This is a genomic window from Paraburkholderia graminis C4D1M (assembly GCF_000172415.1).
Lineage (GTDB): Bacteria > Pseudomonadota > Gammaproteobacteria > Burkholderiales > Burkholderiaceae > Paraburkholderia > Paraburkholderia graminis.
In genome coordinates this window covers 17925-42613 of the sequence record NZ_ABLD01000037.1, presented here as the reverse complement: position 1 = coordinate 42613, position 24689 = coordinate 17925, and the positions used below count along the sequence as shown (strand labels likewise).

At 65.4% G+C, this 24689-nt stretch carries 22 protein-coding genes; 10 read left to right on the top strand and 12 right to left on the bottom strand.

Annotation, left to right across the window (positions count from 1 at the left end):
- The first annotated feature begins 243 nt into the window (after window positions 1–243).
- Together BGRAMDRAFT_RS30800 and BGRAMDRAFT_RS30795 are read left to right on the top strand one after the other, a co-directional pair.
- A complete protein-coding gene (locus tag BGRAMDRAFT_RS30800; RefSeq protein WP_006052830.1) occupies window positions 244–1422 on the top strand; it encodes a 4-hydroxybenzoate 3-monooxygenase in 1179 nt (392 codons plus the stop codon).
- A 178-nt stretch (window positions 1423–1600) separates the two neighbouring features.
- Window positions 1601–1852 (top strand): hypothetical protein, encoded by a 252-nt coding sequence (locus BGRAMDRAFT_RS30795; RefSeq protein ID WP_006052829.1) that lies wholly within the window; start codon window positions 1601–1603, stop codon window positions 1850–1852.
- An 87-nt stretch (window positions 1853–1939) separates the two neighbouring features.
- Here BGRAMDRAFT_RS30795 and BGRAMDRAFT_RS30790 read toward each other — a convergent pair whose 3' ends face one another.
- Both BGRAMDRAFT_RS30790 and BGRAMDRAFT_RS30785 read right to left on the bottom strand, forming a co-directional pair.
- Window positions 1940–2209, bottom strand: a complete 270-nt coding sequence (locus BGRAMDRAFT_RS30790; RefSeq protein WP_006052828.1) for a hypothetical protein — start codon at window positions 2207–2209, stop codon at window positions 1940–1942.
- A 114-nt stretch (window positions 2210–2323) separates the two neighbouring features.
- Window positions 2324–2695 carry a hypothetical protein gene (locus tag BGRAMDRAFT_RS30785; RefSeq protein ID WP_006052827.1) on the bottom strand — a complete coding sequence of 124 codons (372 nt, stop codon included), beginning with the start codon at window positions 2693–2695 and terminating at the stop codon, window positions 2324–2326.
- Window positions 2696–3353: 658 nt separating this feature from the next.
- On the opposite strand from BGRAMDRAFT_RS30785, the gene BGRAMDRAFT_RS30775 reads away from it, so the two are divergent.
- On the top strand, window positions 3354–3908 hold the full coding sequence (locus tag BGRAMDRAFT_RS30775; protein ID WP_006052825.1) for a cytochrome b: 555 nt from the start codon (window positions 3354–3356) through the stop codon (window positions 3906–3908).
- A 58-nt stretch (window positions 3909–3966) separates the two neighbouring features.
- Here the strand turns inward: BGRAMDRAFT_RS30775 and kdgR are convergent, their stop codons facing one another.
- The 3 genes from kdgR to kduI form a co-directional block, all read right to left on the bottom strand.
- Entirely contained in the window at window positions 3967–4845 is an 879-nt protein-coding gene (gene kdgR / locus BGRAMDRAFT_RS30770) for a DNA-binding transcriptional regulator KdgR (RefSeq protein ID WP_006052824.1), read from the bottom strand.
- 110 nt (window positions 4846–4955) lie between these two features.
- Window positions 4956–5756 carry a 2-dehydro-3-deoxy-D-gluconate 5-dehydrogenase KduD gene (kduD, locus tag BGRAMDRAFT_RS30765; RefSeq protein WP_006052823.1) on the bottom strand — a complete coding sequence of 267 codons (801 nt, stop codon included), beginning with the start codon at window positions 5754–5756 and terminating at the stop codon, window positions 4956–4958.
- An 85-nt stretch (window positions 5757–5841) separates the two neighbouring features.
- Complete coding sequence (gene kduI, locus BGRAMDRAFT_RS30760; RefSeq protein WP_044022015.1) at window positions 5842–6678, bottom strand: 5-dehydro-4-deoxy-D-glucuronate isomerase; 837 nt, start codon at window positions 6676–6678, stop codon at window positions 5842–5844.
- 318 nt (window positions 6679–6996) lie between these two features.
- Here kduI and kdgT point away from each other — a divergent pair, with 318 nt between their 5' ends.
- The gene (gene kdgT / locus BGRAMDRAFT_RS30755) at window positions 6997–8013 is read left to right on the top strand and encodes a 2-keto-3-deoxygluconate transporter (protein WP_006052821.1); all 1017 of its coding nucleotides are present in this window, start codon (window positions 6997–6999) and stop codon (window positions 8011–8013) included.
- A gap of 59 nt (window positions 8014–8072) precedes the next feature.
- On the opposite strand, the gene BGRAMDRAFT_RS30750 is transcribed toward kdgT, so the two are convergent.
- Both BGRAMDRAFT_RS30750 and BGRAMDRAFT_RS30745 read right to left on the bottom strand, forming a co-directional pair.
- Complete coding sequence (locus tag BGRAMDRAFT_RS30750; RefSeq protein ID WP_085962968.1) at window positions 8073–8651, bottom strand: GNAT family N-acetyltransferase; 579 nt, start codon at window positions 8649–8651, stop codon at window positions 8073–8075.
- Window positions 8652–8758: 107 nt separating this feature from the next.
- Window positions 8759–10204, bottom strand: coding sequence for an NAD-dependent succinate-semialdehyde dehydrogenase (locus BGRAMDRAFT_RS30745; protein WP_006052819.1), 1446 nt, complete (start codon window positions 10202–10204; stop codon window positions 8759–8761).
- A gap of 306 nt (window positions 10205–10510) precedes the next feature.
- On the opposite strand from BGRAMDRAFT_RS30745, the gene BGRAMDRAFT_RS30740 reads away from it, so the two are divergent.
- Window positions 10511–10714 (top strand): cold-shock protein, encoded by a 204-nt coding sequence (locus tag BGRAMDRAFT_RS30740; RefSeq protein WP_006052818.1) that lies wholly within the window; start codon window positions 10511–10513, stop codon window positions 10712–10714.
- Between the two features lie 494 nt (window positions 10715–11208).
- Window positions 11209–12072 carry a ProQ/FinO family protein gene (locus tag BGRAMDRAFT_RS30735; protein WP_006052817.1) on the top strand — a complete coding sequence of 288 codons (864 nt, stop codon included), beginning with the start codon at window positions 11209–11211 and terminating at the stop codon, window positions 12070–12072.
- A gap of 31 nt (window positions 12073–12103) precedes the next feature.
- Here the strand turns inward: BGRAMDRAFT_RS30735 and BGRAMDRAFT_RS30730 are convergent, their stop codons facing one another.
- Complete coding sequence (locus tag BGRAMDRAFT_RS30730; protein ID WP_006052816.1) at window positions 12104–13444, bottom strand: TAXI family TRAP transporter solute-binding subunit; 1341 nt, start codon at window positions 13442–13444, stop codon at window positions 12104–12106.
- A 489-nt stretch (window positions 13445–13933) separates the two neighbouring features.
- Between BGRAMDRAFT_RS30730 and BGRAMDRAFT_RS30725 the strand changes: the two genes are divergently transcribed.
- A complete protein-coding gene (locus tag BGRAMDRAFT_RS30725) occupies window positions 13934–14680 on the top strand; it encodes a glucose 1-dehydrogenase (protein WP_006052815.1) in 747 nt (248 codons plus the stop codon).
- Between the two features lie 73 nt (window positions 14681–14753).
- Here the strand turns inward: BGRAMDRAFT_RS30725 and BGRAMDRAFT_RS30720 are convergent, their stop codons facing one another.
- The gene (locus BGRAMDRAFT_RS30720) at window positions 14754–15623 is read right to left on the bottom strand and encodes a LysR substrate-binding domain-containing protein (protein WP_006052814.1); all 870 of its coding nucleotides are present in this window, start codon (window positions 15621–15623) and stop codon (window positions 14754–14756) included.
- 133 nt (window positions 15624–15756) lie between these two features.
- Here BGRAMDRAFT_RS30720 and BGRAMDRAFT_RS30715 point away from each other — a divergent pair, with 133 nt between their 5' ends.
- Window positions 15757–16989 carry a 2-aminoethylphosphonate--pyruvate transaminase gene (locus tag BGRAMDRAFT_RS30715; RefSeq protein ID WP_006052813.1) on the top strand — a complete coding sequence of 411 codons (1233 nt, stop codon included), beginning with the start codon at window positions 15757–15759 and terminating at the stop codon, window positions 16987–16989.
- A gap of 40 nt (window positions 16990–17029) precedes the next feature.
- On the top strand, window positions 17030–17833 hold the full coding sequence (phnX, locus tag BGRAMDRAFT_RS30710) for a phosphonoacetaldehyde hydrolase (protein ID WP_006052812.1): 804 nt from the start codon (window positions 17030–17032) through the stop codon (window positions 17831–17833).
- Between the two features lie 22 nt (window positions 17834–17855).
- On the opposite strand, the gene BGRAMDRAFT_RS30705 is transcribed toward phnX, so the two are convergent.
- From BGRAMDRAFT_RS30705 to BGRAMDRAFT_RS30695, 3 genes are read right to left on the bottom strand one after another with little or no spacing between them, the layout of a single operon-like run.
- Window positions 17856–20786, bottom strand: a complete 2931-nt coding sequence (locus BGRAMDRAFT_RS30705) for an Hsp70 family protein (RefSeq protein WP_006052811.1) — start codon at window positions 20784–20786, stop codon at window positions 17856–17858.
- Complete coding sequence (locus BGRAMDRAFT_RS30700; RefSeq protein ID WP_006052810.1) at window positions 20783–22642, bottom strand: Hsp70 family protein; 1860 nt, start codon at window positions 22640–22642, stop codon at window positions 20783–20785. The genes BGRAMDRAFT_RS30705 and BGRAMDRAFT_RS30700 overlap by 4 nt, the downstream gene beginning before the upstream one ends.
- Window positions 22639–23202: a DUF2760 domain-containing protein gene (locus BGRAMDRAFT_RS30695; RefSeq protein WP_006052809.1), complete on the bottom strand. Its 564-nt coding sequence runs from the start codon at window positions 23200–23202 to the stop codon at window positions 22639–22641. The genes BGRAMDRAFT_RS30700 and BGRAMDRAFT_RS30695 overlap by 4 nt, the downstream gene beginning before the upstream one ends.
- A 468-nt stretch (window positions 23203–23670) precedes the next feature.
- On the opposite strand from BGRAMDRAFT_RS30695, the gene deoC reads away from it, so the two are divergent.
- On the top strand, window positions 23671–24678 hold the full coding sequence (deoC, locus tag BGRAMDRAFT_RS30690; protein ID WP_006052808.1) for a deoxyribose-phosphate aldolase: 1008 nt from the start codon (window positions 23671–23673) through the stop codon (window positions 24676–24678).
- Window positions 24679–24689 lie beyond the last annotated feature (11 nt).

Here is a 24689-nt window from a genome sequence, read left to right as displayed (position 1 = left end):
ATCGGCGCACTCGGGGTTTACCTTGAGCGCCTCACGTACGAGCAATCGCACCGCATAAACAGGCACTGCGCTGCAAGCGCCGTCAACAGGGCGTCGCGCCGTATCGGCGGCTTTGCGTGACGCTTGCAGCGCCGTCCTGCTATCTCAAAAGACGATACAGCGTATCCGCCGTATCGCGTTGCGCGATAGCCCGGCCAATCGTCAAACTGGGCGCAAATCACATTCGCACTCAGGAGACACATCATGCGCACTCAGGTTGGCATCATCGGCGCGGGGCCGGCGGGCCTGCTTCTTTCCCATCTTCTTCATCTGCGCGGTATCGAGTCGGTCGTGCTCGAAACGCGCACGCGCGAGCAGATCGAATCGACGATACGCGCCGGCGTGCTCGAGCAGGGCACAATGGATCTGCTGACGCAAGCCGGCGTCGGCGAGCGCATGAAGGCGGAGGGCGCGCTGCATCACGGCTTCGAGCTTGCGTTCGAAGGCAAGCGCCGCCGCATCGATCTGACTGGACTGACGGGCCACTCGATCACCGTGTATGCGCAGCACGAGGTCATCAAGGATCTGGTCGCGGCGCGCGTGGCAGCGGGCGGGGAATTGCGCTTCGGCGTATCGGAGACGTCGCTGCATGGCATCGACACCGACAAGCCGTCGATCCGCTACCGTCACGAAGGCGAACTCTGCGAGTTGCAGTGCGACTTCGTGATCGGCTGCGACGGCTCGCAGGGCGTTTCGCGCGCATCGATTCCGCAGGCGTTGCGCCGCGACTTCGAACGCGTGTACCCGTTCGGATGGTTCGGGATCCTATGCGAAGGGCCGCCGTCTTCCGATGAACTCATTTATGCGCGCCACGACCGCGGCTTTGCGCTGATCAGCACGCGCTCGGCCAACGTGCAGCGCATGTACTTTCAATGCGATCCGAAAGATTCCGTCGATAACTGGTCCGACGACCGCATCTGGGCCGAACTGCATGCACGCGTCGATTCGCACGATGGTCAGCACGTGAAGGACGGCAAGATCTTTCAGAAGAACATTGTCGGCATGCGCAGTTTCGTTTCGGCGACGATGCAGCATGGCCGGCTCTTCCTGGCCGGCGACGCCGCGCATATCGTGCCGCCGACCGGCGCAAAAGGGATGAACCTCGCGGTCGCCGACGTGCGGTTGCTCACGAAGGCATTGAACGCGTTCTACGTCGAGAACCGCAGCGATCTGCTCGAACGCTATAGCGAAACGGCGCTCAAGCGCATCTGGCGCGCGGAGCATTTCTCGTACTGGATGACGAGCATGATGCATCGGATCGAGGGCGCGTCGCCGTTCGAGCAGCAGCTTCAGGTGGCCGAACTGGAATACGTGACGACGTCGCGCAGCGCGGCCACGGTGATGGCGGAGAACTACGTCGGCGTCGCCGTGCCGCAAGACTGAGCGCGAGACGGAGATTGAGACTGAGCGCAAGGCCGGCGGCTGCGATTGTCGGTGCAACAGCAACAGTGAATTCTGGATTAGCGGATTTATCGTCTACGACGGCGCACCTACACTGCCTTCACCGCTGCAACGAATTCCGTTCGCAGCACACATAAGAAGCATGACTGGAGGTGGTCAAATGAAATCGCTCATTCAGGCTGTTGCAGTTGCCGTCGCGCTCGGCGCGCCGATCGTTTCGATGGCGCAGACGTCGGGGCAAGCCGCGCAGCAAGGCGTCGAGGTTATTCAAAGTCAGGCCGCGAGCCAGCAGGGCGCCGCGCGAGTCGAGAACAGCGGCTATGGTTCGGGCAGCCACGGTTCGTGGCAAGCGGGCCGCGGCGGCGACGTCACGTTCAGTTCGTATTCGCCGCCGGTTTATAACGCACGATAAAGTTTGTCGAAAGAGCAGGGCGCGGAGTTTTCGCGTTCAAACCGCAAACGAAAAAACCGCGTGACGCCCTAGGCGCCGCGCGGTTTTCTATTTCTGCATCGTGCCGGATTGCGGCGAGCGCAACAACGTCATCTCGTTGCGCAGCAGTGCGATGAGGTCGTCGTCGGTTGGTCGCGTGCCCCAATGCCGAGCGCCCGCGACGGACGCAATCGCCATCCACGAATGCGGTGGAAACCATTCGCGAACGAGCGCGCCGTTCTGCCGCAAACACAACTGGCCGGTCTGTTCGCTGTACTCCGCGCAGACGAGCATGCCGTCGATCTGCGCGCTGACTCGCCGTGGATCAGTGCGTACCAAGTTGTCGCTCCTGCAAGCTGCCGATGCAAACGCAAACGCAGACCTCAATGCAAAGGCAAAGCCCAACGCAGCGCGGCGCGATCGTCATAACGTGTAGCGCCGCACTACGCGCGATCAATGATCGCCGCCGTGGCCGTGCCACTCGCCGCGGCCATGTCCTTCGCCGTGGCCGCGCCAGTCTCCGTGCGGACCGCGCGCGTCGCGCCATTCGCGTTCGCGATGACGCTCTTCCCATTCGCGACGTTCCCAATAGCGATGACCGTCGTAGTAACGCTCGCCATACCAGCCGGGACTGACGACGACCACCGGCGGCGGCGCATACACCGGCGGCGGAGGCGGCGCGTAAACGGGCTCGGGCGCATACACGACGCCCGGAACGCCGATGTTCACGCCGACGTCGACGTGAGCGAGCGCCGCCGACGACGCCCCGATGCCGACACCGGCGACGATCGCAATAGAGAGCAAGCGGCTTCGTGATTGATTCATGGGGTGGGTTCCCGTGTTCTTATGATTGAGTGTGTAGGGCTCGGCGCGCGCCGCGATCAGTAACGGTCGTGGTAACGGTAATGGTTGTGATAGCCGCCATCGGGCACCACGATGCAACCGCTCAACGCGGTGCCGAGCGTCGCCGCCAGAATGACCAGCGCAAAAATTCGTTTCATGAGATTGCTCCTCGTTGCTGTTGATCCGAACTCTACTGAGAGGCGGTATTACCGTTGTGTTCGTGTGTAACAGGACGTGTCGCGTGCATCGCGTGGACTGTTTGTGCAGGGCGCGTGCAGGCGAGGGCGCACGTGCCGCGTGACGACCGCGGCTACGAACTGCGAACGAGGGGCAAGCCATTGAGCACGCTATGAAAAGGCCGCGTACGCAGGTCTTGGATGAGCCGCGGCGCGACAAAGGCCCGTTGCGAGCAGGGCTGAAAAGCGGAAGGCAGGGCGAGACGCGGCCTATATGCCGCGCGGATACATTCGGTTGCAGACTGGCGTTTTACGTTGACCGTTTGCGACGCGAGGCCTGAGATTGGTCACTCGTCGGGCCGCAGTTCAGCTTTTATTAATATTTGACCGGTAGCATACTGGCTCGCACGCCGGCGCCCGCCCCGTGCCCAACCCACGATGCCAAACGAGAAACGAGACGTCCTATGAAGATGCAATCCTTCGATACGAATACGCGCCGTTATGCGACCGGCTATGACGGCGTCGCCCGCTTGCTTCACTGGCTGATCGTCTTGCTGATTGCGGCGCAGTTCGTGATCGGCTGGACCATGCCGGACATTCACAAGGGCACGCTGCCCGAAGGGCTGATTGCCTGGCATCTGGGTGTGGGCGCAACCTTGATTGCGGCCGTCGTGCTGCGAATCGTCTGGCGTGCCACGCATCGTCCGTCGCCGGCATCGGTGTCGCCGTTTTTTCGCGTCGTTTCGCACATCACGCACGGACTGCTGTATCTCGCGCTCGTCGTCGTGCCGCTGCTCGGATGGGCGAACGCGTCATCGCGCGGCTGGACGATCAAGCTTTTCGGCGTGCTGCCGTATCCGTCGATTTCGCCGACCGGCTCCAGCGTCGGGCATGAGATGGGCGACATCCACGGCTATCTTGCGTGGGTCTTGCTCGTGCTGATCGGCTTGCATGTGGCGGGCGCGCTCTTTCATCGCTTCGTGCTGAAGGACGATGTGTTGCAGCGGATGCTGCCTTGAGCGGTGCGATTGCATGGACGCAACCTGAACGCAACCTGAACGCTGCATCAGCGCTCGATCAACCCGGTTCCGCGGCCGCATGCTGCGGCGCGGCTGCTTCGCGATAGCCGAGCCGCGTCGAGATCGCAAGGCCCGACTCGCGCAGCAGCGCGACGTAATGCGACTTCGTATCGGCGCCGCAGCGCATGGTCGGAAATGAAATGGACAGGCCGGCGATCACGCGGCCAAAGCGGTCGAAAACCGGCACCGCGATACACTGCAAGCCTTCTTCCTGCTCCTCGTTGTCTTCGCCGTAACCTTGCTCGCGAACGCGCGGCAGAATGCTCAGCACTGCCTCGGCCGACGACAACGTCTTTTGCGTCGACTTGCGGAATTCGACGTGAGAGAGCACCTCGCGCGCGTCGGCCGGCTCCATCCACGCGAGCAGCACCTTGCCGATTGCCGTGCTGTGAAGCGGATTGCGCCGGCCAATCCGCGACTGCATGCGCAGCCCGTAATCGGCGTCGATCTTGTGGATGTAGATGATCGCGTCTTCGTCGAATGCGCCGAGGTGCACCGCCTCGCGTGTGAGCTGGCCGATGCGGCGCATTTCGACGTCGGCTTCGCGCACGAGATCGACGCTCTCCAACGCCTTCGCGCCGAGTGCGAAAAGACGGATGGTCAGACGGTAGCGCTCGGTCTCGACTTCCTGCGTCACGTAGCCGAGCGCCTTCAGCGTCTGCACGACGCGATGCACGGTCGTCTTCGACATGCCGAGCCGTTGCGACAGTTCGCTGATGCCGATCTGCCCGCTGTCGCCGATCGCGCCGAGGATCGCGAACACGCGGCCAATCGACGAAGCCGATTCGCCTTTGTCGCTGCCACACTCGACGCTGTCCGTGTCGTGCGCAAGGGTCGCGGGAACGTCCTTACGCTGCTGTTTGCCGGTTGCTGCCATTTCCGTGATTCCCTGATCGAACTTCTATCGAACCATATTCGAACGCTATTGCGTGCCGCGCTGCGGCGGACGCCGCGAGCATACCGCGTCTCGTCGCGTATGTTGAAGACTCAGCGCGCGAGCCATCCGCCGTCTACTGCGAGTGTATGCCCGTGCACGTAGTCCGACGCGGACGACGCCAGAAAAACCACCGGTCCCGCGAGATCGTCCGGCGCACCCCAGCGGCCCGCCGGAATGCGGCTCAGGATTTCGTCGTTGCGCTGCGCGTCTTCACGCAACGCCGCGGTGTTCGCGGTGGCCATGTAGCCGGGCGCAATCGCGTTCACGTTGATGCGCTGCGCGGCCCATTCGTTGGCAAGAAGCCGCGTGAGGCCGAGCACGCCGCTTTTCGACGCCGTGTACGACGCGACGCGTATGCCGCCCTGAAACGACAGCATCGACGCGATGTTGATGATCTTGCCGCCGCTTTGCTGCGCGACGAATTGTCTTGCCGTGGCCTGCGCGAGAAAGAAGAGGCTCTTCAGATTGAGGTCCATCACGGCGTCCCAGTCGTCTTCGGTGAAGTCGAGCGCGTTCTCGCGACGGATGATGCCTGCGTTATTCACCAGCACGTCGACGCGTCCGAACGCTTCGACTGCGGCCCGCACGATGTCGTCCACTGGCGCAATCGACGCGAGGTCCGCGCGCACGTCCGCGAATCTGCGCCCCGCGGCGGCGACGCGCTCGGGCGTATCGCCCGCATCGGCACGCGACACGCCGACGATGTCGCAGCCCGCCTCAGCCAGCGCGAGCGCCATGCCCGCGCCGAGGCCCGCGTTGCTGCCGGTGACGATGGCGACCTTGCCGGTCAGATCGAACGGATGGGTCGCGGAGCGGTTGGTGGCGGAGATGTTCACAATGTCAAAGCCCATGTCGTCAGTTTCGTATGGCGAGCGGCCGATGCGATGCGGGCGCTCAACGCTCAACGCGCAACGCGCAACGCGCAACGTGCAGCGCTCAGCGCAGATCGCGCACCGCGATATGGTCCATGTCGCTGAACACCTGGTTTTCGCCGACCATCCCCCAGATGAACGTATAGGCCCGCGTGCCGACGCCCGAGTGGATCGACCAGCTCGGCGAGATCACCGCCTGTTCGTTATGCACGACGATGTGCCGCGTCTCGCTCGGCTCGCCCATCATGTGAAAGACGGCGGCGTCGTCGGCGACATTGAAATAGAAATACACCTCCATGCGGCGCTCGTGCGTATGGCAGGGCATCGTGTTCCACAGACTGCCGGGTTCGAGCTTGGTCATGCCCATCGACAACTGGCAGGTCGGCAGCACCTCGGGCACGATGAACTTGTAGATGGTGCGGCGGTTGCTCGTCGCGGCATCGCCGAGCGTTTGCGGCGACGCCTGCGCGAGCGAGATCGTGCGAGTCGGATGCGACTCGTGTGCGGGTGCGCAATTCAGGTAGAACTTCGCCGGCTGCGTGGCGTCGTCGCTGCCGAAGGCTACCGATTGTGCGCCGCGGCCGATGTAGATCGCCTCCTCGTTGCGCACCGTGTAGCGCGTGCCGTCGACGTCGACCCAACCGTCGCCGCCGATGTTGATCGCGCCCAGTTCGCGCCGCTCGAGCAGATAGCTGACGCCGATCGCCTTGCCGAGCGAGCCGGGCACTTCGACGGCGCGCGCGGCGGGCCACGCGCCGCCCACAATGATGCGGTCGATGTGGCTATACGTGAGCCGCAGCGCGTCGCGCTCGAACACCTCGTCGACGAGGAACTCCTTGCGCAATGCGGCGGTGTTGAGCGTCTTCGCATACTCGCTGTTGACCGCTTGCCTCACTTGCAGCGTTGCTTCCATGATTCTGTCTCCGGTGGGTGGACGCCTTCCCGCAGTTACCTAGCGGCGGCGCACGCATGGGCTCGACTGTAGCGCGTTATTCGCTATTTCGGAACAGTGGTCCATAAAAAATTGCGAAGCATCGGTGAGCCAGCGGCGGCCCGCCAGCATAGGCCGGGTAAGCGATTATCCTCGTCGCGCAAAAAACCGGAACGACGTTCCTAACTCGATGCTATATTGCGCCGAAAGGGAGCAGCCGGCGTCAGACCGGTGCTTACCCAAGGTGGAGTTACCGGACAACTGGACGTCAAGTCCACGGAGGAGACAATGAAGCTCAAGAAGGCCATCGACCGCATTCCTGGCGGCCTGATGCTCGTGCCGCTGCTGCTCGGCGCCTGCGTTCATACGTTCGCGCCCGGCGCGGGCAAGTATTTCGGCTCGTTCACCAACGGCCTGATCGCCGGCACCGTGCCGATTCTCGCGGTCTGGTTTTTCTGCATGGGCGCGACGATCGACCTGCGCGCCACCGGCACCGTGCTGCGCAAGTCCGGCACGCTGCTCGTCACGAAGATGGTGGTCGCGTGGATCGCGACCCTCGTGGCATCGCATTTCATTCCCATCGACGGCATCAGGGCCGGGCTCTTCGCCGGGCTCTCGGTGCTCGCGATCACGACGTCGATGGACATGACCAACGGCGGTCTCTACGCCGCGGTGATGCAGCAGTACGGCACGAAAGAGGAGGCCGGCGCATTCGTGCTGATGTCGGTCGAGTCGGGGCCGCTCGTCAGCATGATCATTCTCGGCGCGACGGGCGTCGCATTCTTCGAGCCGCGGCTTTTCGTGGGCGCGGTGCTGCCGTTTCTGATCGGTTTCGCGCTCGGCAATATCGACAGCGATCTGCGCGAGTTCTTCGGCCGCTGCGTGCATCCGCTGATTCCGTTTTTCGGTTTCGCGCTCGGCAACGGCATCGACCTGAACGTGATCGCGAAGAGCGGCATGGCGGGCGTGCTGCTCGGCCTTGCGGTGATCGTCGTGACCGGCATTCCGCTGATTCTCGCCGACCGCTGGATCGCGGGCGGCAACGGCGCGGCGGGACTCGCGGCTTCGTCGACGGCGGGCGCGGCGGTGGCCAACCCGGCGATCATCGGCGAGATGATTCCGAGCTTCAAGCCGCTGGTGCCGGCCGCGACCGCGATGGTCGCGACCGCCTGCCTCGTGACCGCGATTCTGGTGCCGATGCTGACCGCGCTATGGGTGCGCCGTCATCATGCGCGCGATACGTTGCGCGAGGAATTGCTGACGCCCGCGGCGACGCCGCTGAAGGAGAGCGACGTGCATGTGTGAGCGGGTGTGAGCATGCGCGCTGATGCTCGCTGACCGAGCGTAGAAACGCCGGGGCCGCTTTAACGCGGCCCCAGTTTCGTTTCGAGCATGGCCTTAACGTGCGCCCATTCGTCGTCGATGATGCTAAAGCGCACCGAGTTGCGCTTGCGGCCGTCCGGCATGATGCGCTCGTGGCGAACCACGCCTTCCTGCTTTGCGCCGATTCGCAGAATCGCCGCGCGCGACTTGTCGTTGAGCTCGTCGGTGGTGAACTGCACGCGCACACATTGCATTGCTTCGAATGCATGACGCAGCAGCAGATATTTCGCCTCGGTATTGACGGCCGAACGCTGCGCCGATTCGCCGAGCCACGTGTGCCCGATTTCGAGCTTGCGATTCGCGTAGTCGATTTTCCAGAACCGCGTGCTGCCGACCACCGCACCCGTATCGCGGCGCACGATCACGAACGGCATCACTGTTCCCGCGTCACGTCCGGCGAGCGCCGCGTCGATATAACCGTCGATCGTGCCGGGCCCGGGCACGACAGTCAGCGTCAGATTCCACAATTGCCCATCGGCGGCGGCTTCGAGCAACGCTTGCGCGTGATCGCGTTGCAGTGGCCGCAGTTCGACCGTGTTGCCCGTCAGCGTGGGTTGCATGAGTTCGCACAAAACGTTTGTCGATGAAATAAAAAAGTCCGCGAGCATCAACTCGCGGACTCTCTACAGCCAGCAACGATCAGCCGTTGCCAGCGTTACCCCATGCGTTACGACGACATCACCGTCACGGCCTTCGTGACCAGATACGCTTCCATCGCTTCCGGTCCGCCTTCCGAGCCGTAGCCCGAATCCTTCACGCCGCCGAACGGCATTTCCGGCGTCGGCGTGGCGGGCTGGTTGATCCACAGCATGCCGACTTCCAGTTGCTGCGACAGCAGATGCACATTCGCGAACGACTTCGTGAACGCGTAACCCGCGAGACCGAACGGCAGGCGGTTCGCTTCGGCGATCGCTTCCTCGAGCTTGTCGAAACCGCGGATCGCCGCGATCGGGCCGAACGGCTCGTTGTTGAACACGTCGGCTTCGAGCGACACGTTGGTGAGCACCGTCGGCGCGAAGAAGTTGCCTTCGGTGCCGACGCGCTCGCCGCCCGTTTCGATCTTCGCGCCGGTCCTGCGCGCGTCGTCGAGCACCTTGCTCATCGCCGTCAGGCGGCGCGCGTTGGCGAGCGGCCCGAGGGTCGTGCCGTCCGCGAGACCGTCGCCGAGTTTCAGGCCCTCGGCGTGCTTGACGAGCGCCGCGGCGAACTCTTCGCGGATGCTGTTGTGCACCAGAAAGCGTGTCGGCGAAATGCACACCTGGCCCGCGTTGCGGAACTTCGCACCGCCGGCTGCCTTGACCGCGAGCGCGACGTCGGCGTCTTCAGCGACGATGACCGGCGCGTGGCCGCCCAACTCCATCGTCGCGCGCTTCATGTGCGCGCCGGCCAGCGAGGCCAGTTGCTTGCCGACCGGCGTGGAGCCCGTGAACGTGACCTTGCGGATCACCGGATGCGGGATCAGGTAGTTCGAGATTTCGGCCGGATCGCCGAACACGAGGCCGACGGTGCCGGCCGGCACGCCCGCTTCGACGAACGCCTGCAACAGACCGGCCGGCGACGCCGGGGTTTCTTCCGGCGCCTTCACGAGGAACGAGCAGCCGCTCGCGAGCGCCGCGCTCAGCTTGCGCACGATCTGGTTGACCGGGAAATTCCACGGCGTGAAGGCGGCGACCGGGCCGATCGGTTCCTTCAGCACGAGCTGCTGCGCGGCGAGATTGCGCGACGGCACCACGCGGCCATAAAGGCGGCGGCCTTCGTCGGCGAACCATTCGATGATGTCCGCCGCGGCCAGCACTTCGACCTTCGCTTCGGCGAACGGCTTGCCCTGTTCCTGCGTCATCAGACGGCCGATGTCGGACGCGCGCTCGCGCACCAGCGCGGCTGCCTTGCGCATCACCGCGGCGCGCTCGTGCGCGGGCACCTTGCGCCACGCTTCGAAGCCGCGCTGAGCCGCTTCGAGCGCACGGTCGAGATCGGCGATGCCGGCGTGCGCCACCTTGCCGATGACCTGGCCGGTAGCGGGGTTCAGTACGTCGAGAGTCTTGCCGCTCGCGGCATCGCACCACTCGCCGTTGATGAGAAGTCGGGTATCGGTATAGCTCGAAATTGCCATGCTGGTTCCTGTAAATGGGAAAACGACAGGCTGCGCTGCGCTCGCGTACAGAGCCGAACGCGCGTGGCCGAGAATGGACTGCCGATAAGGAAACATCTTATCTGATTGCGCTCAAACGTACCGGCGGCCGCTCCGCTCGCGGCGGGCGCGGCACGCATCTTGCGACCCCAGTTTCCGGACGGCCGCCGCGGCCTGTGCGTCGACGCCAGGCGCTAGTCATGGAAAGCCCGGGGAGAGCGCCGGCGCGTCAAGTGGCGTACAGTCGAGCGGCAGTCCCAGTCAACCAGATGCACATGAGGAATCGACATGCCTACCGGTACAGTGAAGTGGTTCAACGACGCAAAAGGCTTCGGCTTCATCACACCCGACGACGGAGGTGAAGACCTGTTCGCCCATTTCTCGGAGATTCGCTCCGAGGGTTTCAAATCGCTGCAGGAAAATCAGAAGGTCAGCTTCGAAGTGAAGCAGGGGCCGAAAGGAAAGCAGGCCGCGGACATCAAGCCTATCTAGCCGGCGATGCGGCTAGCGCCGCGCACACGTTCGCGATCGTTGCGCGGCGCTTTGCATGATGACGGCGAGCGCCGCGCTTGCTGCGATCGCCGCAGCGCGTGGCGTCGTCGCGGACGCCGCGCTCGAGCGTCGCCGGCTTCGGTGAGCGCGGCCCGTCGTGCGCCGATGGGGTCGTCGTGGCCGCGCTTAGTGGCCGCGCTGAGCGGCCCGCTGAGTGGAAACTTGCCGGCAAGTTAATCAGCATCCCGAAACCTTCTGCAACCCTCGTGCGGGCGATGCCGACGCAATGCCCGTGCGGACACCCGGTTCGCTCGCCGGGCGGGGAGCGAGCGTCCGAACGGTTATTGCACCTTGCATCATCCGCTGCGTTAGTGCCTAACGGCATCGCAAAGAGGCGCCCGCGCATGCTGGCGGCCCGCCCGGCGTTGCAATGCCGTCACTAATCTCTTACGGAGCGCTGCTACAATCTCCCCTTTCTTGATTGGTTGTGCGCTATGGGTTTCGAACAACTCGCTGAACTGAAGAAGCAACTGGCCGCGGCACGGGCCCAGGCTGCGCCGGCCGCGAAGGCTGACGGCAAATCCGGCGCGAGGCCCGAGGGCAAGCCGGATTCAAGGCGCGATGTCAGGAGCGATGGCAGGCCGGCTGCGAAATCCGCGAAGCCGGGCGCGGGCCCCGGTGCGGGCGCCCGACAGGGCGCGCGGCCTGCCGGCAAGCCGTCACAGCCGTCACAATCGCGGCGCGGTCCCGGCGGGGGTCCCAATGCTGGCGCGCCGGCCGCGGACGCCAAGCCGGTCGATCCGGTGGTGAAGTCCATCGGCCGTCTGCAAAAGCGCTTCCCGAACGCGTTCCCGAAGAACCCGGCGCCGAAGCTGCCGCTGAAGGTCGGCATCTTCGAAGACCTCGTGGTGCATGCCAAGGAACTGTCGCTGAGCGAAGCGGAGTTGCGCGACGCGATCAAGACGTGGTGCCGCGGCAGCCGCTACTGGAAGTGTCTCGTGGAAGGCGCCGCGCGCGTCGACCTGACGGGCGCCGAGGCGGGCAAGGTCACGGCTCAGGAAGCGGCGGGCGCGCAGCGCCTGCAGGCGCATCGCGCGGCGAAGAGCGCGAAGAGTGCGGCGGCAGCGGCTGCGCCGGCTGCATCTGCTGCTTCCGCCGATGCGGTCCATGCGCAGAACCAAGCGCCTGTGGATGCGCAAGCGTCACAGCAGGGTTCGCAAGAAGCGTCGCAAGCAACCCCGCAACAAGCCGAGCCCAACGAGCCGCAATCCACCGCCGCCGATGCGCCGTCTGACGACAAACTCGCTGCGCAATCCGCCAACCTCTCCGAGACGGCTCCCGCCACTCGCGAAGCCTGAGCATCGGCCACCTGAATCACCCGGTGGCCGCTCAACGCACCGCCGCCCCCAGCCGGCCGCGCACGAAGCCGACGTGTTCGCGCAGCACATAGAACGCGTCGGCGTAAGCGAGCGGCATGCGCAGCCGATTCAACGATTCCTCGATCTGATCCAGTTCCGCGAAGAGCCGCTTGCGCTCTTCGTCGGTGGTTTGCGCGAGCGCGCCGCGCTCGATCGCGATCAGGGAACCGTAATAGCGATAGATGCGCGAACGTACACGCCAGCGATACAGCGCCGGAACCAGCCGCATCGCCGGAAAAAGCAGCACGGCGATCGGCAACAGCAGCACGAGCGTGCGGTCGCCGATGCTCGCGAGCCAGAACGGCAGCGTCCGGTATAGGAAGCTCTTGCCGGTGCGGTAGTAGCGCTGCGCGTCTTCGCTGATCTGATACTCGTGCGCGATCGGGCTCGGGAATTGTCCCGCGCGCTGCAGCAGGCCCGGCCTGCCGTGCACTTCCTGCGCCGCCTCGATCAGCAGATCGGAAATGGCCGGATGCAGATCGGTACGCGCGACAAGCTCGACGGTCGGGCTGATCAGATGCACGGTCTCGGGCGGAATCTTGTGCCGCAGATCCAGCACGCCAGGCGGCAGATCGATCTGATCCAGATACGGAAAAAGCCGCGTATAGGCGCTGGCTTCGTCGAAATTCATCACCGAAATGCCCGGCACGCGAAGCAGGCGCAGCATCAGCCCGCGGGTCGCGGAATCGCCGCTGAGAATCGCCGCATCGACCTCGCCCGCGACGAGCTGCGTGGCCGCTTGCAGACCGTCGCTCGGCACGAGCGTCGTATCGTCGCCGGACCCAATGCCGTTCGCGTCCAGCAGCTTCAGCGCGAGCAGGCGCGTGCCGCTGCCTTCACGGCCCACGGCGATCCGCTTGCCTTCGAGCTGCGCCAGCTCCGTTACGCCGGTGCCGCGATAAAACACCACGATCGGCACATAAAAGACGCTGCCGAGCGACATCAGCGACGATGTATCCAGACCGTCCGCCACGCCGCCTTGCACGAGCGCGAGGTCGACGTGCTGCTTCGGATCGAGCAGACGCTGAAGGTTCTGCACCGAGCCGTCCGATTCGAGTACGTTCAGTTTGATGCCGTTTTGCGCGAGAATTTTCTTGTACTGATCGGCGGCGGCGACAAACGAGCTATCTTGCGGACCGGCGCTGAGCGTGATCGTTTTCGGCGGCGCCGGATCGACGAGCCACACGATCAGCGTGACGACAAGCGCGACCGCCGCGGCGACGACGATATAAGGCAGCGTGTGATCGCGCCACTCGGCATGAAGCGATTCGCGAGGAAGCGGCGGAGGACGACGCGGACGTTGCGCTTTCATAGGCATGGCGAGCGGAGCCGGGATCAGGGCATTGTCTACTGCGGCGGGCGGAGTTGTCGTCGGAAGTTTGCTCTATTGTTTGTTGCCCTGTTGTTTGCATTGTTCGCGGCGCGCGTTGCAAAAGTCCTTTAATCGAAGGGCCATGCAATCGTTCTCAAGCAATGAGCAGCCCGAGCTGCCAAGGAGACGATCGTGTTGTCTGCTGCATTGGATACTTTAGGTGCATTGGCGGTGCTGCTGAGCATCGCTCTGCATATTCTCGTCTTCGGACGCAAGCGGTGAGCGCGACACATCGCCGGCCGACCGCATCTTTCCCATTGTTCGGCTGCCTTGACGTATCTATTCGCCTTGAGCCGCTTTATCCGCGTGGCCGTGGTGCTTACATTGTCACCAGTGTCAGCGCCGCAGCGTCCTGCTGAAGCAGCGTGAATGCCGCGATTCTCCGCGGCAGCACGCCGGCGCAAATCCAGTCAAAGGACGAACCAGATCATGAGTAAGCTCACAGGCAAGGTCGCAGTCGTAACGGGTGCATCGAAAGGTATCGGCGCGGCAATCGCAAAGGGATTGGCCGCGCAAGGCGCGTCGGTAGTCGTGAACTACGCGTCGAGCAAGGCCGGCGCGGACGAAGTGGTGGCTGCGATCACCGCCGCGGGCGGCAAGGCCATCGCCGTCGGCGGCGACGTATCGAAAGCCGCCGATGCGAAAGGCATTATCGACAGCGCCGTCGAAACCTACGGCCGCCTCGATATTCTCGTCAACAACTCGGGCGTGTACGAATTCGCGGCGATCGAGGACATCACCGAAGCGCACTTCCATAAGCACTTCAATGTGAACGTGCTCGGTCTGCTGCTGGTCACGCAGGCAGCGGTCAAGCATCTGGGCGAGGGCGCGAGCATCGTCAACGTGAGCTCGGTCGCGAGCCGCATCACGCCGCCGACGAGCGCAGTCTATTCGGCGACGAAGGGCGCGGTGGACAGCATCACGGGCGTGCTCGCGAAGGACCTCGCGCCGCGCAAGATTCGCGTGAACTCGGTGAATCCGGGCATGGTCGTGACGGAAGGCACGCATAGCGCGGGCATCATCGGTTCGGACCTGGAGCAGTGGGCGCTGAGCACGACGCCGCTTGGCCGCCTCGGCCAGCCGGACGACATCGCGGACGTCGTCACCTTTCTCGCATCCAACGACGCGCGCTGGATCACCGGCGAAAGCCTGATCGTCAGCGGCGGCGTGCGTTAAGAATATCCATTGAAGTAGCGGCAAAGCGGCGCCCTCGGGTGCCGCTTTTTTTGCGCGTCGCTTCTTGCCTCGCTTATTCCTCGCTGCCCGGCAAGCGGACGGCAAAGAGCGCATCGAGCAGATTCGACCCCGGCCGTCCGGCGAGCCGCGTGAGCGATTCGGTCATGCGCACCTGGCAATCTTCCAGCGGAATCATTCTGATACGCCGCGACGGGTTGAATTCCGCGCGCGCGATCACGCCGACGCCCATGCCTTGCGCGACGGCTTCCTCGAGCGCCTCGCGGCCGTCGACATACATGACCGGCTCCACTTGCAGCGACTCGCGCACCAGTTCGATCTCCAGCAATTGCTGCGTGACCGATTGCGGCTCGCGAAAAATCATCGGCTGCTGCACGAGTTCCCCGTAACTCAGCTTGCGTTTCTTCGCGACGGGATAGCGCACCGGCACCATCGCGACCAGCGGGTCGCGCCGCAACACGCGCGATTCGAGCCGGCTGTGAACCTGCGGCGCGGCGGTAATGGCGGCGTCGACGGCGCTCGACAGCACGCGCTGCATGCAGTCCGCCGCATTGGCGATGGACAGCGTCACCACGATCCCCGGATGCAGCTTGCGAAACGCGCGGATCAGCGCGACCGCGAGATCGGGCGCGTCCGCCGCGAGCGACAGCGACCCTGACTCCAGGCCGCCCGCCGATTCGAGCAACTGCCGCGCGTCGCGCTCGCAACCGAGCATCTGCCGCGTCACGCTGAAAAGCCGTAGCCCGAGTTCGGTGGTCTCGACGCCGCGCGGTCCGCGCTCGAACAGCTTCACGCCGTAATCCTGCTCGAGCCGCCGCACGTGGTCGGACACCGCCGGTTGCGAGAGCGACAGCGCTTCGGCCGCCCGCGAGAAGCCGCCATGTTCCGCGACCGCATGAAACGCCCGCAATTGCGCGTATTGCACCTGAGCCTCCGTCGCAGCGAAACTCGCCGGCTATAAGTATTTACGATGAACGCATCGATTATATCGATTTTACCGATGCACCACGTTTCGGTACTGTAGGCGCTATCTCAACCAGCCAGACCGGAGATTCGGCATGCAAAGCGCGACTGGCAATTCCCCGGCGACAGCGCAAGAAAGCGCAAGCTGCGCGCCGCCGGCCCAAGGCGAGCCTTATCTGTTGACGCCCGGCCCGCTGACCACCGCCTTCTCGACCAAGCAGGCGATGCTGCGCGACTGGGGTTCGTGGGACGGCGATTTTCGCGCGATGACCGCGCGACTGCGCCGCAGCCTGCTCGACATCGCAGGTGACGCAAGCGACGAGGCCGGCGAATACGATTGCGTGCCGTTGCAAGGCAGCGGCAGCTATTGCGTCGAAGCGATGCTGGGCAGTCTGATTCCGCGTGACGGCCATGCGCTCGTGCTCGCGAACGGCGCCTACGGCAAACGCATCGCGACGACGCTGCGCTATCTCGGCCGCGCGCATACCGTGCTCGACAAGGGCGATTACTTGCCGCCGCGCGCCGCGGAAGTCGAACGCATGCTCGATGCCGAGCCGGCCATCACGCATGTCGTCGCCGTGCATTGCGAAACGAGCTCGGGCATTCTCAATCCGATCGAGGAGATTGCCGCGGTCACGGCGGCGAAAGGCTGCAAGCTGCTGATCGACTCGATGAGCGCATTCGGCGCGGTGCCGCTCGACGTGCGTGAGATCGCGTGCGAAGCGTTCGTCTCGTCGGCGAACAAGTGTATCGAGGGCGTGCCCGGCTTCGGCTTCGTGATTGCGAAGAAGAGCGCGCTGCACGACGCGCGCGGGCGCAGCCATTCGCTCGCGCTCGACGTGCACGATCAATGGGACGTGATGAACCGCACCGGCCAGTGGCGCTTTACGCCGCCAACGCACACGGTCGCCGCGTTTATCGAGGCGCTGCGGCTTCACAAGCTCGAAGGCGGGCAGCCCGCTCGCCTCGCGCGTTATGCGAACAATCGCGACGTGCTGGTCGCGGGCATGCAGGAACTCGGCTTCGAGCCGCTCCTGAATGCGCGCTGGCGTTCGCCGATCATCGTGACGTTTTTCTCGCCGGCGCATCCGGCGTTCAGCTTTGAGCAGTTCTACGAACTAATGAAGCAACAGGGTTTCATCATTTATCCGGGCAAGCTGACGGTGGTGGAGAGTTTCCGCATCGGCTGCATCGGCCAGGTGGACGCGCAGGTGATGCGCCGCGTCGTGCAAGCGTGCGCGAGCGCGCTGCGGACGATGGGCGTCGATCACGCCGCGCCGCCGGCCGCCGCCATCGAAGAACGCAAGCTGCTGGCGGAGCTTGCATGAGCGATAGCAGACAACATCGAATGGAAGCGAACGAAACACGATGAAGCACGTCAAGGCGGTGATTTTCGACTGGGCCGGCACGGTGGTCGATTATGGTTCTCTTGCGCCGATGGGCGCGTTTGTCGAAACCTTCGAGCAGTTCGGCGTGCCGATCACGATCGACGAAGCGCGCGGGCCGATGGGCATGGCCAAGCGCCCGCATATCGCGGCGCTGATGGCGCTGCCGCGCGTCGCGCGCGCATGGGCCGACAGGTATGGCCACGCGCCGGGCGACGCCGACATCGACGCCGTGTACGACGTGTTCGTGCCGAAGAACATCGCGGTGGCCGCGAGCTACAGTTCGGTGATTCCGGGCGTCGCCGAAGTGACGAGCGCGCTGCGCGGCGACGACATCCGCATCGGCACGACGACGGGCTACACGCGCGAGATCATGGCCGAGATCGTGCCGGGCGCGGCGGCCCAGGGCTTCTCGCCGGACAGCATCGTGTGCACGGGCGATACGCCGGAAGGGCGGCCGTCGCCGTACATGATCTACAAGACGCTGCCGGAACTGGGCGTGTGGCGCGCGAAAGACGCGATCAAGGTCGACGATACGGAAGTCGGCATCGAGGAAGGCATTAACGGCGGCACGTGGGCGGTGGGTGTCGCCGTCAGCGGCAATGCGTTCGGTATGGCGGAGGACGACGTCAAGGCGCTCGCGCCCGACGACTTCGCGCGGCGCCGCGCGGCCGCCATCGACAGATTGCGGGCCGCGGGCGCGCATTATGTGATCGACAGCGTCGCGGATCTGATGCCGGTGGTCCGCGATATCGACGCGCGGCTCGCGCGAGGCGAGCGGCCTTGAGGGGACTTGGGACGAGCCGAACTCAATCCGACGAAATCAGCTTCAACCCCGCAGGCAAGGACTCGCCGAACACGCGGCCTTCGTCCGCGTTATCCAGTTCGACGACCTCGCCGACCATCGCGATCCACGCGCGCGGCGCGCTGGTCGCCTCCAACCTGCGAATCACGGCGTCGCGCAACTCGTGCGGCAGATCGCGCGAGCGGTCGCCGGTCATGCGCGCGATCTGCACGGCGGCGAACGCGGCCGGGTCGATCTTCTTCCAGTCGAGCGCGAGAATCGCGTCGAGCCATCCACTCGCGACATCGGCCGGCACGACGTTATGCGCGCTGCCATAGAACGGCCGGCGCGCGCCGATCCGCCCGACGGCCCACCAGCTCTGATGATTCTCCGAAGGCTTGCGCAACCGCGCGAGCACCGACTCGCCGAGTTCGATCTTGCGCTCCACCGGAATGCGTTCCAGCGACGCGCTCAGCCGAACCATATCGGCGATGCCCGTTTTCGCGACGTCGAACGGCAGCTTGTGACGCGACTGGGCGGCCGTTTGCAGATAGGTCATTGCATCGAGCACGCGCAGTTGCGCGGTTTCGTCGAGGCCGCCCGCGGCGCGCCGCCACAGCGTCCACCATTCGGACCAGACCTGGCTTTCCTGGACGTACTGAATACCGTCGTCGAAGAGCGACCACAGTTGTTCGACGCGCCATTCGTCGAGCGGATAGCCGAACCCTGGCCGCACGCAATAGCCGGCGAGGTTCAGCCAGAGCCGCTCGTGATCCGCCGAGCGGCGCCGCCTGCGCGCGCGTTCCCACAGCGCGCCGAACAGTTCGCGTAGCAGCGCGCTGTTCCAGCTCTCGCGCGGGCCGAGCAGTTGTTCGAGCTGCGCGCGCAGACGTTTGACTTCCTTTTTATCGACGTCTTGCGAGCGCGAACCGAACGAGCGGTCGATCTGCGCGATGGCTTCGTCGAGCCGCGGATGCCGCGCCGCGGCGGCATCGTCCGCGAGATCGACTTGAGCATGCTCACGACGCAACTGGAACTCAAGCAACCAACGCTCGGCAGGATTGTCGCGGTCGATGCAGTGGACTTCGAGCGTGCCGACTTCGGTCAGCGACGTGGCGATGCGCACGGCTCGCTCGCGGGCGCTGCCCGCGCCCTGCGGCGGGACGATGATGGCGATGGGCGGCAGGCGCACGAAGTCGCCGCCCGCAAGGTCCGCCAGCTCGCCTGGTGCATACACGGTGTCCGCGCTCGACGACACCAGGTGAAAGCGCACCGGATGCCCGAGCCGCAACGCGAACGTGCGATCGGCGATGAGGATTTCGTGGCCCTCCTCGGTGCCGCGCGGCAGGAGGCAGATGCCGCGTTGGGTGGTTTGCTCGGGCGGTGCGGGTTGCGAACGCAGCCTTTCCTCGCGCGCGTCGGCGGGTTCGTCCAGTACGAGAAAATAGCTGCGCGGCGAACCGCCGCCGATCTTCGGCGCGCCGCCCGCGCGCGCGAGGCTATAGGCAACAGCGCCGCGCGCCACGGCGACGTCCGGATTGTCGTTCTCCAGCACATGCAGCGGTTCGCCGCGCCACGCGCCCAACGTATCGGCGAGGCGCTGCGTCAACGCCTGCGCGCGGAACACGCCGCCGTTGAGCAGCAGCGTATCGGGGACGGGGAGTGGGGCGGATTCATCTTTGTCCCGCCCCAACGCCTTGCGCGACTGCGCCTCGAAGCGGCCCAGAAAAGCGGCGATATGCCGTGTGACGGCGGCATCGGTTGCGTATGGCAGACCGAACTCGACGATCGCGCCGCGCGGCCGGCCCGGCCGTTCGTGTGCAGCCACCGCCGGAAAGAATCCATCGACGATCACACGCTCCACCTCGTCGCGCGTGACCTGCGCGGTGCGTGCGCCGCCGACGAGCTTCGCGCCCGCGCCGAGCAGCGTGATCGACGCCGAGTCGGGCGCTTGCGGCCCGAGCAGCAACTCCTTCGCACCGCGGCAGCGCTCGACCAGTTGCGACAGGCTCGCCGCCGACAAACGCGCGCGCTCGCCGCCGCCAGGCAGCCGCGCTTCGACGAGATGCGCGAGCGCGAGGTCCATGTTGTCGCCGCCGAGCATCAAATGATTGCCGACGCCGATACGCGTGAGCTGCGGCTCGCCGTCGGCCATGCTTACTTCGATCAGCGTCAGGTCGGTGGTGCCGCCGCCGACGTCGCAGATCAGCACGAGGCGCGTGTGCGCCAGTTCGTCGGCAAGCCGCTCGCGATGATGGAACAGCCAGTCGTAGAACGCCGCCTGCGGTTCCTCCAGCAGCCGCAACGACGGCAACCCGGCCATGCGCGCCGCTTCGACGGTCAGCGCCCGCGCGCCTTCGTCGAACGATGCGGGGACCGTGAGCACCACGTCCTGCTGTTCGAGCGGCGCGTCGGGAAAGCGCTGATTCCACGCCGCGCGCACGTGCGCGAGATAGCTCGCGCTGGCTTCGACGGGCGAGACCTTGCGGACATCGTCGGCGGCGCCCCAGGGCAGGATCGGCGCGACGCGATCGACGGCGGCATGCGAGAGCCAGCTTTTTGCGCTGGCGACGAGGCGTCCGGGAACCTGCGCGCCGAGCACGCGCGCAAGCCGGCCGATGACGACAGGCGGCGCGTCCTGATCGTCGGTGGAAGGCGCTGCGGCTCGCGCCGCGCTTTCGCCCGAGACCGAGACCGAGACCGAGACGCTTGCCCCGACCGCCTGCACCCCGCGTCCCGAGGTCCACGGCAACTGCAAATCCCCCGCATCCAGCTCGCCCGGCGCGGCGTGATACCGCACCGAAGGCAGTAGCGGCCGCGCGGCAACCTCGCCCGGACTAACAAGCTGTTCGATCTCGAAGACGCGAATCTCCTGCGAGCCGGCCTGCGCATACGCAAGCACCGTGTTGCTCGTGCCGAGGTCGATGCCGACGCTGTACCGCTTCATCTCAGTCATGCATTCGCGTTGCCGCGCACATCGAATTCGACTTTCCAGCGCTCGTCCGTTCCGCGCGGCACGGCTTCGAGTTCAAGCGTGCCCGCTTCGGTCACGCGCGCGTGCAGCTTCACGGGCACGACCTCGCCGGACGTGCGGCCGGAGGCGGGCAGCGTCGCCTGAATCTCTTCTAGCTCCTGCAACTCATCGGGGCCCCAGAAGTCGAGCAGCGTGCCGACCTGATCCTGACGACGCACCGACGACCCGAAGAAACGGAAATGCACCGGCTCGCCGACGACAAGCCCAAACTCCTGCGCCGGTAACTCGGCCTCGGTGCCTTCTTCCATGCCGAACGGCGCGACGCACAGCGCCTGGATGGGCGGCTCGAGGCCAGGCACGGCGGGCATCGCCGATTCGATCGCGATGTAGTACGCCCGCGCGGTGCCGCCGCGAATCCGCACGCCCTGGCCGCGCCGCACGTAGCCGTAATACGCCGCGCCGCGCGCGACGGCCAGATCGAGATCGGCGCCTTCGAGCAGGCGCGCGGGCGCCGCGCCTTCCGCGGCGAGCCAGCCGTTCAGCGTGCTCATGATCCGCTCGACGAGCAGCGTCGACTTGAACACGCCGCCGTTGAACAGCACCGCCGTCGGATGCAGGAAGCTCGCGCCTTGCGCGGACGCGTCGGCGGCCGTCTCGCGCAAGCCTTCCAGTTCCGCGAGCGCGCCGACCTGACGGCCGAGAAACGCCGCCAGATGCCGCGTAATGCCCGCGTCCTGCGCATAGGGCAAGCCGAGTTGCGTGAGGCCGGCGCGCGTGCGGCTCACCGGCCGGGCGGCGCTGTCCACCTGCGGGAAAAAGCCGTCGAGAATCGTCTGCGTCAACTCGGCGCGCGTGAGTTCCGTGCGGATCGATCCGCCGATCAGCTTCGAGCCGCGGCTCGGCACGACGAGCGGCACGGTGTCGGTGGTCGGGTCGCTTAGCAGCGTTTCCTTCGCCGAGCGGCACGCATAGGTGAGGGCGCGCAACTGCCACGCGTCGGCCTGGGTGCCTTGCGCCGCGAGCTTGCGCGCGACCACGTGCGCGAGCGCGAGGTCCATGTTGTCGCCGCCGAGCAGAATGTGTTCGCCGACCGCCACGCGATGCAGTTCGAGATTGCCCTCGCGCTCGACCACCGCGATCAGCGAGAGGTCGGTCGTGCCGCCGCCCACATCGACCACGAGAATGATGTCGCCGACCTTGACCTGCTTGCGCCACTGGCCGCCGCTCTTCTGAATCCAGCTATACAGCGCGGACTGCGGTTCCTCGAGCAGCGTCATGCGGCCGTAGCCCGCGGCTTGCGTGGCTTCGGCGGTCAGTTCGCGCGCGGCCGGATCGAACGATGCGGGAATCGTCACCGTGATGTCCTGCTCGTGAAACGGCGCGTCCGGATGCGCGTGGTCCCACGCTTCGCGCAAATGGGTCAGATAGCGGACCGAACTTTCGAGTGGCGACACGCGCGCGACTTCGGGCGGCGCATCGCTCGGCAGGATTGCCGCGCGCCGGTCGACGCCCGGATGGCACAGCCAGCTTTTCGCGCTCGAAACGAGCCGGATCGGCGTCGCCGCGCCGCGGCTGCGCGCGAATTCACCGACCGCGAACTGGCGCTCGCCCGTCCACGGCAGATGCAGGTCACCCGAACCGAGTTCGTCGGGATGCGGCAGATACAGGAACGAGGGCAGCAGATCGAGATCGGCAATTGCGCCGGGGCCCGTCAATTGCGCGATGGGCAGCACCGCCAGCGTGGTCTTCTCGCCGTCGCTTGCGCTGGTGTCGACGTAGGAGAGCGCGCAGTGCGTAGTGCCCAGATCGATGCCGATGGAATAACGCGCGTCGCTCATAGCTCCACCTCGGCCGGCGCGATGACCTTCGCGTTATGGCTTTCCGCGAGCTTCGGCAGACGCACGTCGTCGACGCGCCAGCCGCGGTGGCTGATGCTGCCGACAAACGGCGCGCGGCCGACCACGTTGCCCGTCAGACGGATCGCGCTCGCGTCGAAACCTTCCTGAAGCGTGACGCGGCTGCCTTCCGCCTCGTCGCGCACCGGGCGGATCGTGAAGTGCTCGCGCAGCGTCGCGCGGCAGCCTTCGTGCACGAGGCGCGCGGCGGCGCCGATGTCGGCGTCGCTGAAACGCTTGATGTCTTCCTCGACGAAATCGATGAAGCGCGCGTCGCGTTGCAAGAGGCCGAGCAGTTGCAGCGCGGCGTCGGGGCTGGCTTCCTTGAGCGTCGGCGCGGCCTTGGGGGCCGGCGAGGGCGCCTGGGTTTGCGCTTGCGCAGCCGCGCCGCCGTCGCGCACGCGCAGCACCGCGGCGGCGAATTCGCCGTCGCCGAGAATGCGGAAAAACGCGCTGACGGCCAGCGAAATCCTGCCGAGGAAGGACGGGTTTGAATCGGTCATAAATGCTCCTGAGAGGCTCTGTTAGAGGACGAGCTGTCCTGTGTCCGGGAGTGGGCGCGGCGGGCGAAACGGCCCACGGCGCCCTGTGGCGATGTTCGTATCGCGGAAAGCCTGCGACGCAGCGAGCGGTGCGCTTCGCTTGGCGCGACCGGCGCAATCCGCGCGCGCAAAACCCGTATTTTGCCTTGTGACGCGCCGGCTGCGGGCAAACCCGCGCGTTCTCACGTGAGAAACGCAGTCAGATTGGCGGCTTGGGAGGGGGCAGTCCGACAACCTCGTAACGTCGTTTGTGACATCAACATCACGTTCAAGCGCCTCGCCTCACATGGAAACACCGCAGCAACAGCGTTCGCCGCCGGCAATGTGAGGATTTACCCGTACTGCGTGTGACAATCCTATCAAACGGAGTAACATAGCCCCGTCATTCGCCGGCTCGCCGTCGTGCCGCATTCCAACCCCGGACGCCTCATGCCTGATTCTTCTCCGTCGTCATCGGTCGTCGCGCTGCGCGGCGGGCCGCTCGTTCATCCGGTGCGCAATCCGGGCATGCCGTTCGACGCTTCGTGGCTCGACGGTTTGCGCGTCAACCAGTCGGCGGTCGAACGGCGCTCGGCCACACTCGTCACGCGCCGCAGCGTCAAGAATGACGCGCAGGCCGCCTGGCTGCTCAAAGCCGTCACCTGCATCGATCTCACCACGCTCAGCGGCGACGACACGGAAGGCCGCGTGCGGCGCCTGTGCGCGAAGGCGCGCCAGCCGGTGCGCGCCGATATTCTCGACGCGCTCGGCATGGCGCCGCAGCGCATCACGACTGGCGCCGTATGCGTCTATCACCGCTTCGTCGCCGCCGCCGTGGATGCGCTAGAAGGCAGCGGCGTGCCCGTCGCGGCGGTGTCGACCGGCTTTCCGGCCGGACTGATTCCGCATCCGCTGAAGCTGAAGGAAATCGAGGCGTCGGTCGCCGACGGCGCCGCGGAAATTGACATCGTCGTCACGCGCGAATACGTGCTGACCGGCAACTGGCAGGCGCTGTACGACGAAGTGCGCGAGTTTCGCGCGGCCTGCGGCCCCGCGCATCTGAAGGCGATTCTCGCGACCGGCGACATCCGCACGCTGTCGAACGTGGCGCGCGCGTCGATGGTCTGCATGATGGCCGGCGCCGACTTCATCAAGACGTCGACGGGCAAGGAAGGCGTGAACGCGACGCTCGACGTGTCGCTCGTCATGGCGCGCATGATCCGCGAATACCACGAGCGCACCGGCGTGCTCATCGGCTTCAAGCCGGCAGGCGGCGTGTCGAGCGCGAAGTCGGTGCTGTCGTACCAGATCCTGATGAAGGAAGAACTCGGCCGCGCGTGGCTCGAACCGGAGCTGTTGCGCATCGGCGCATCGAGCCTGCTCGCCGACATCGAGCGGCAACTCGAACATCACGTGAGCGGCCGTTATTCCGCTTTCAACCGTCACCCCGTAGCCTGAAGCAGACCCAA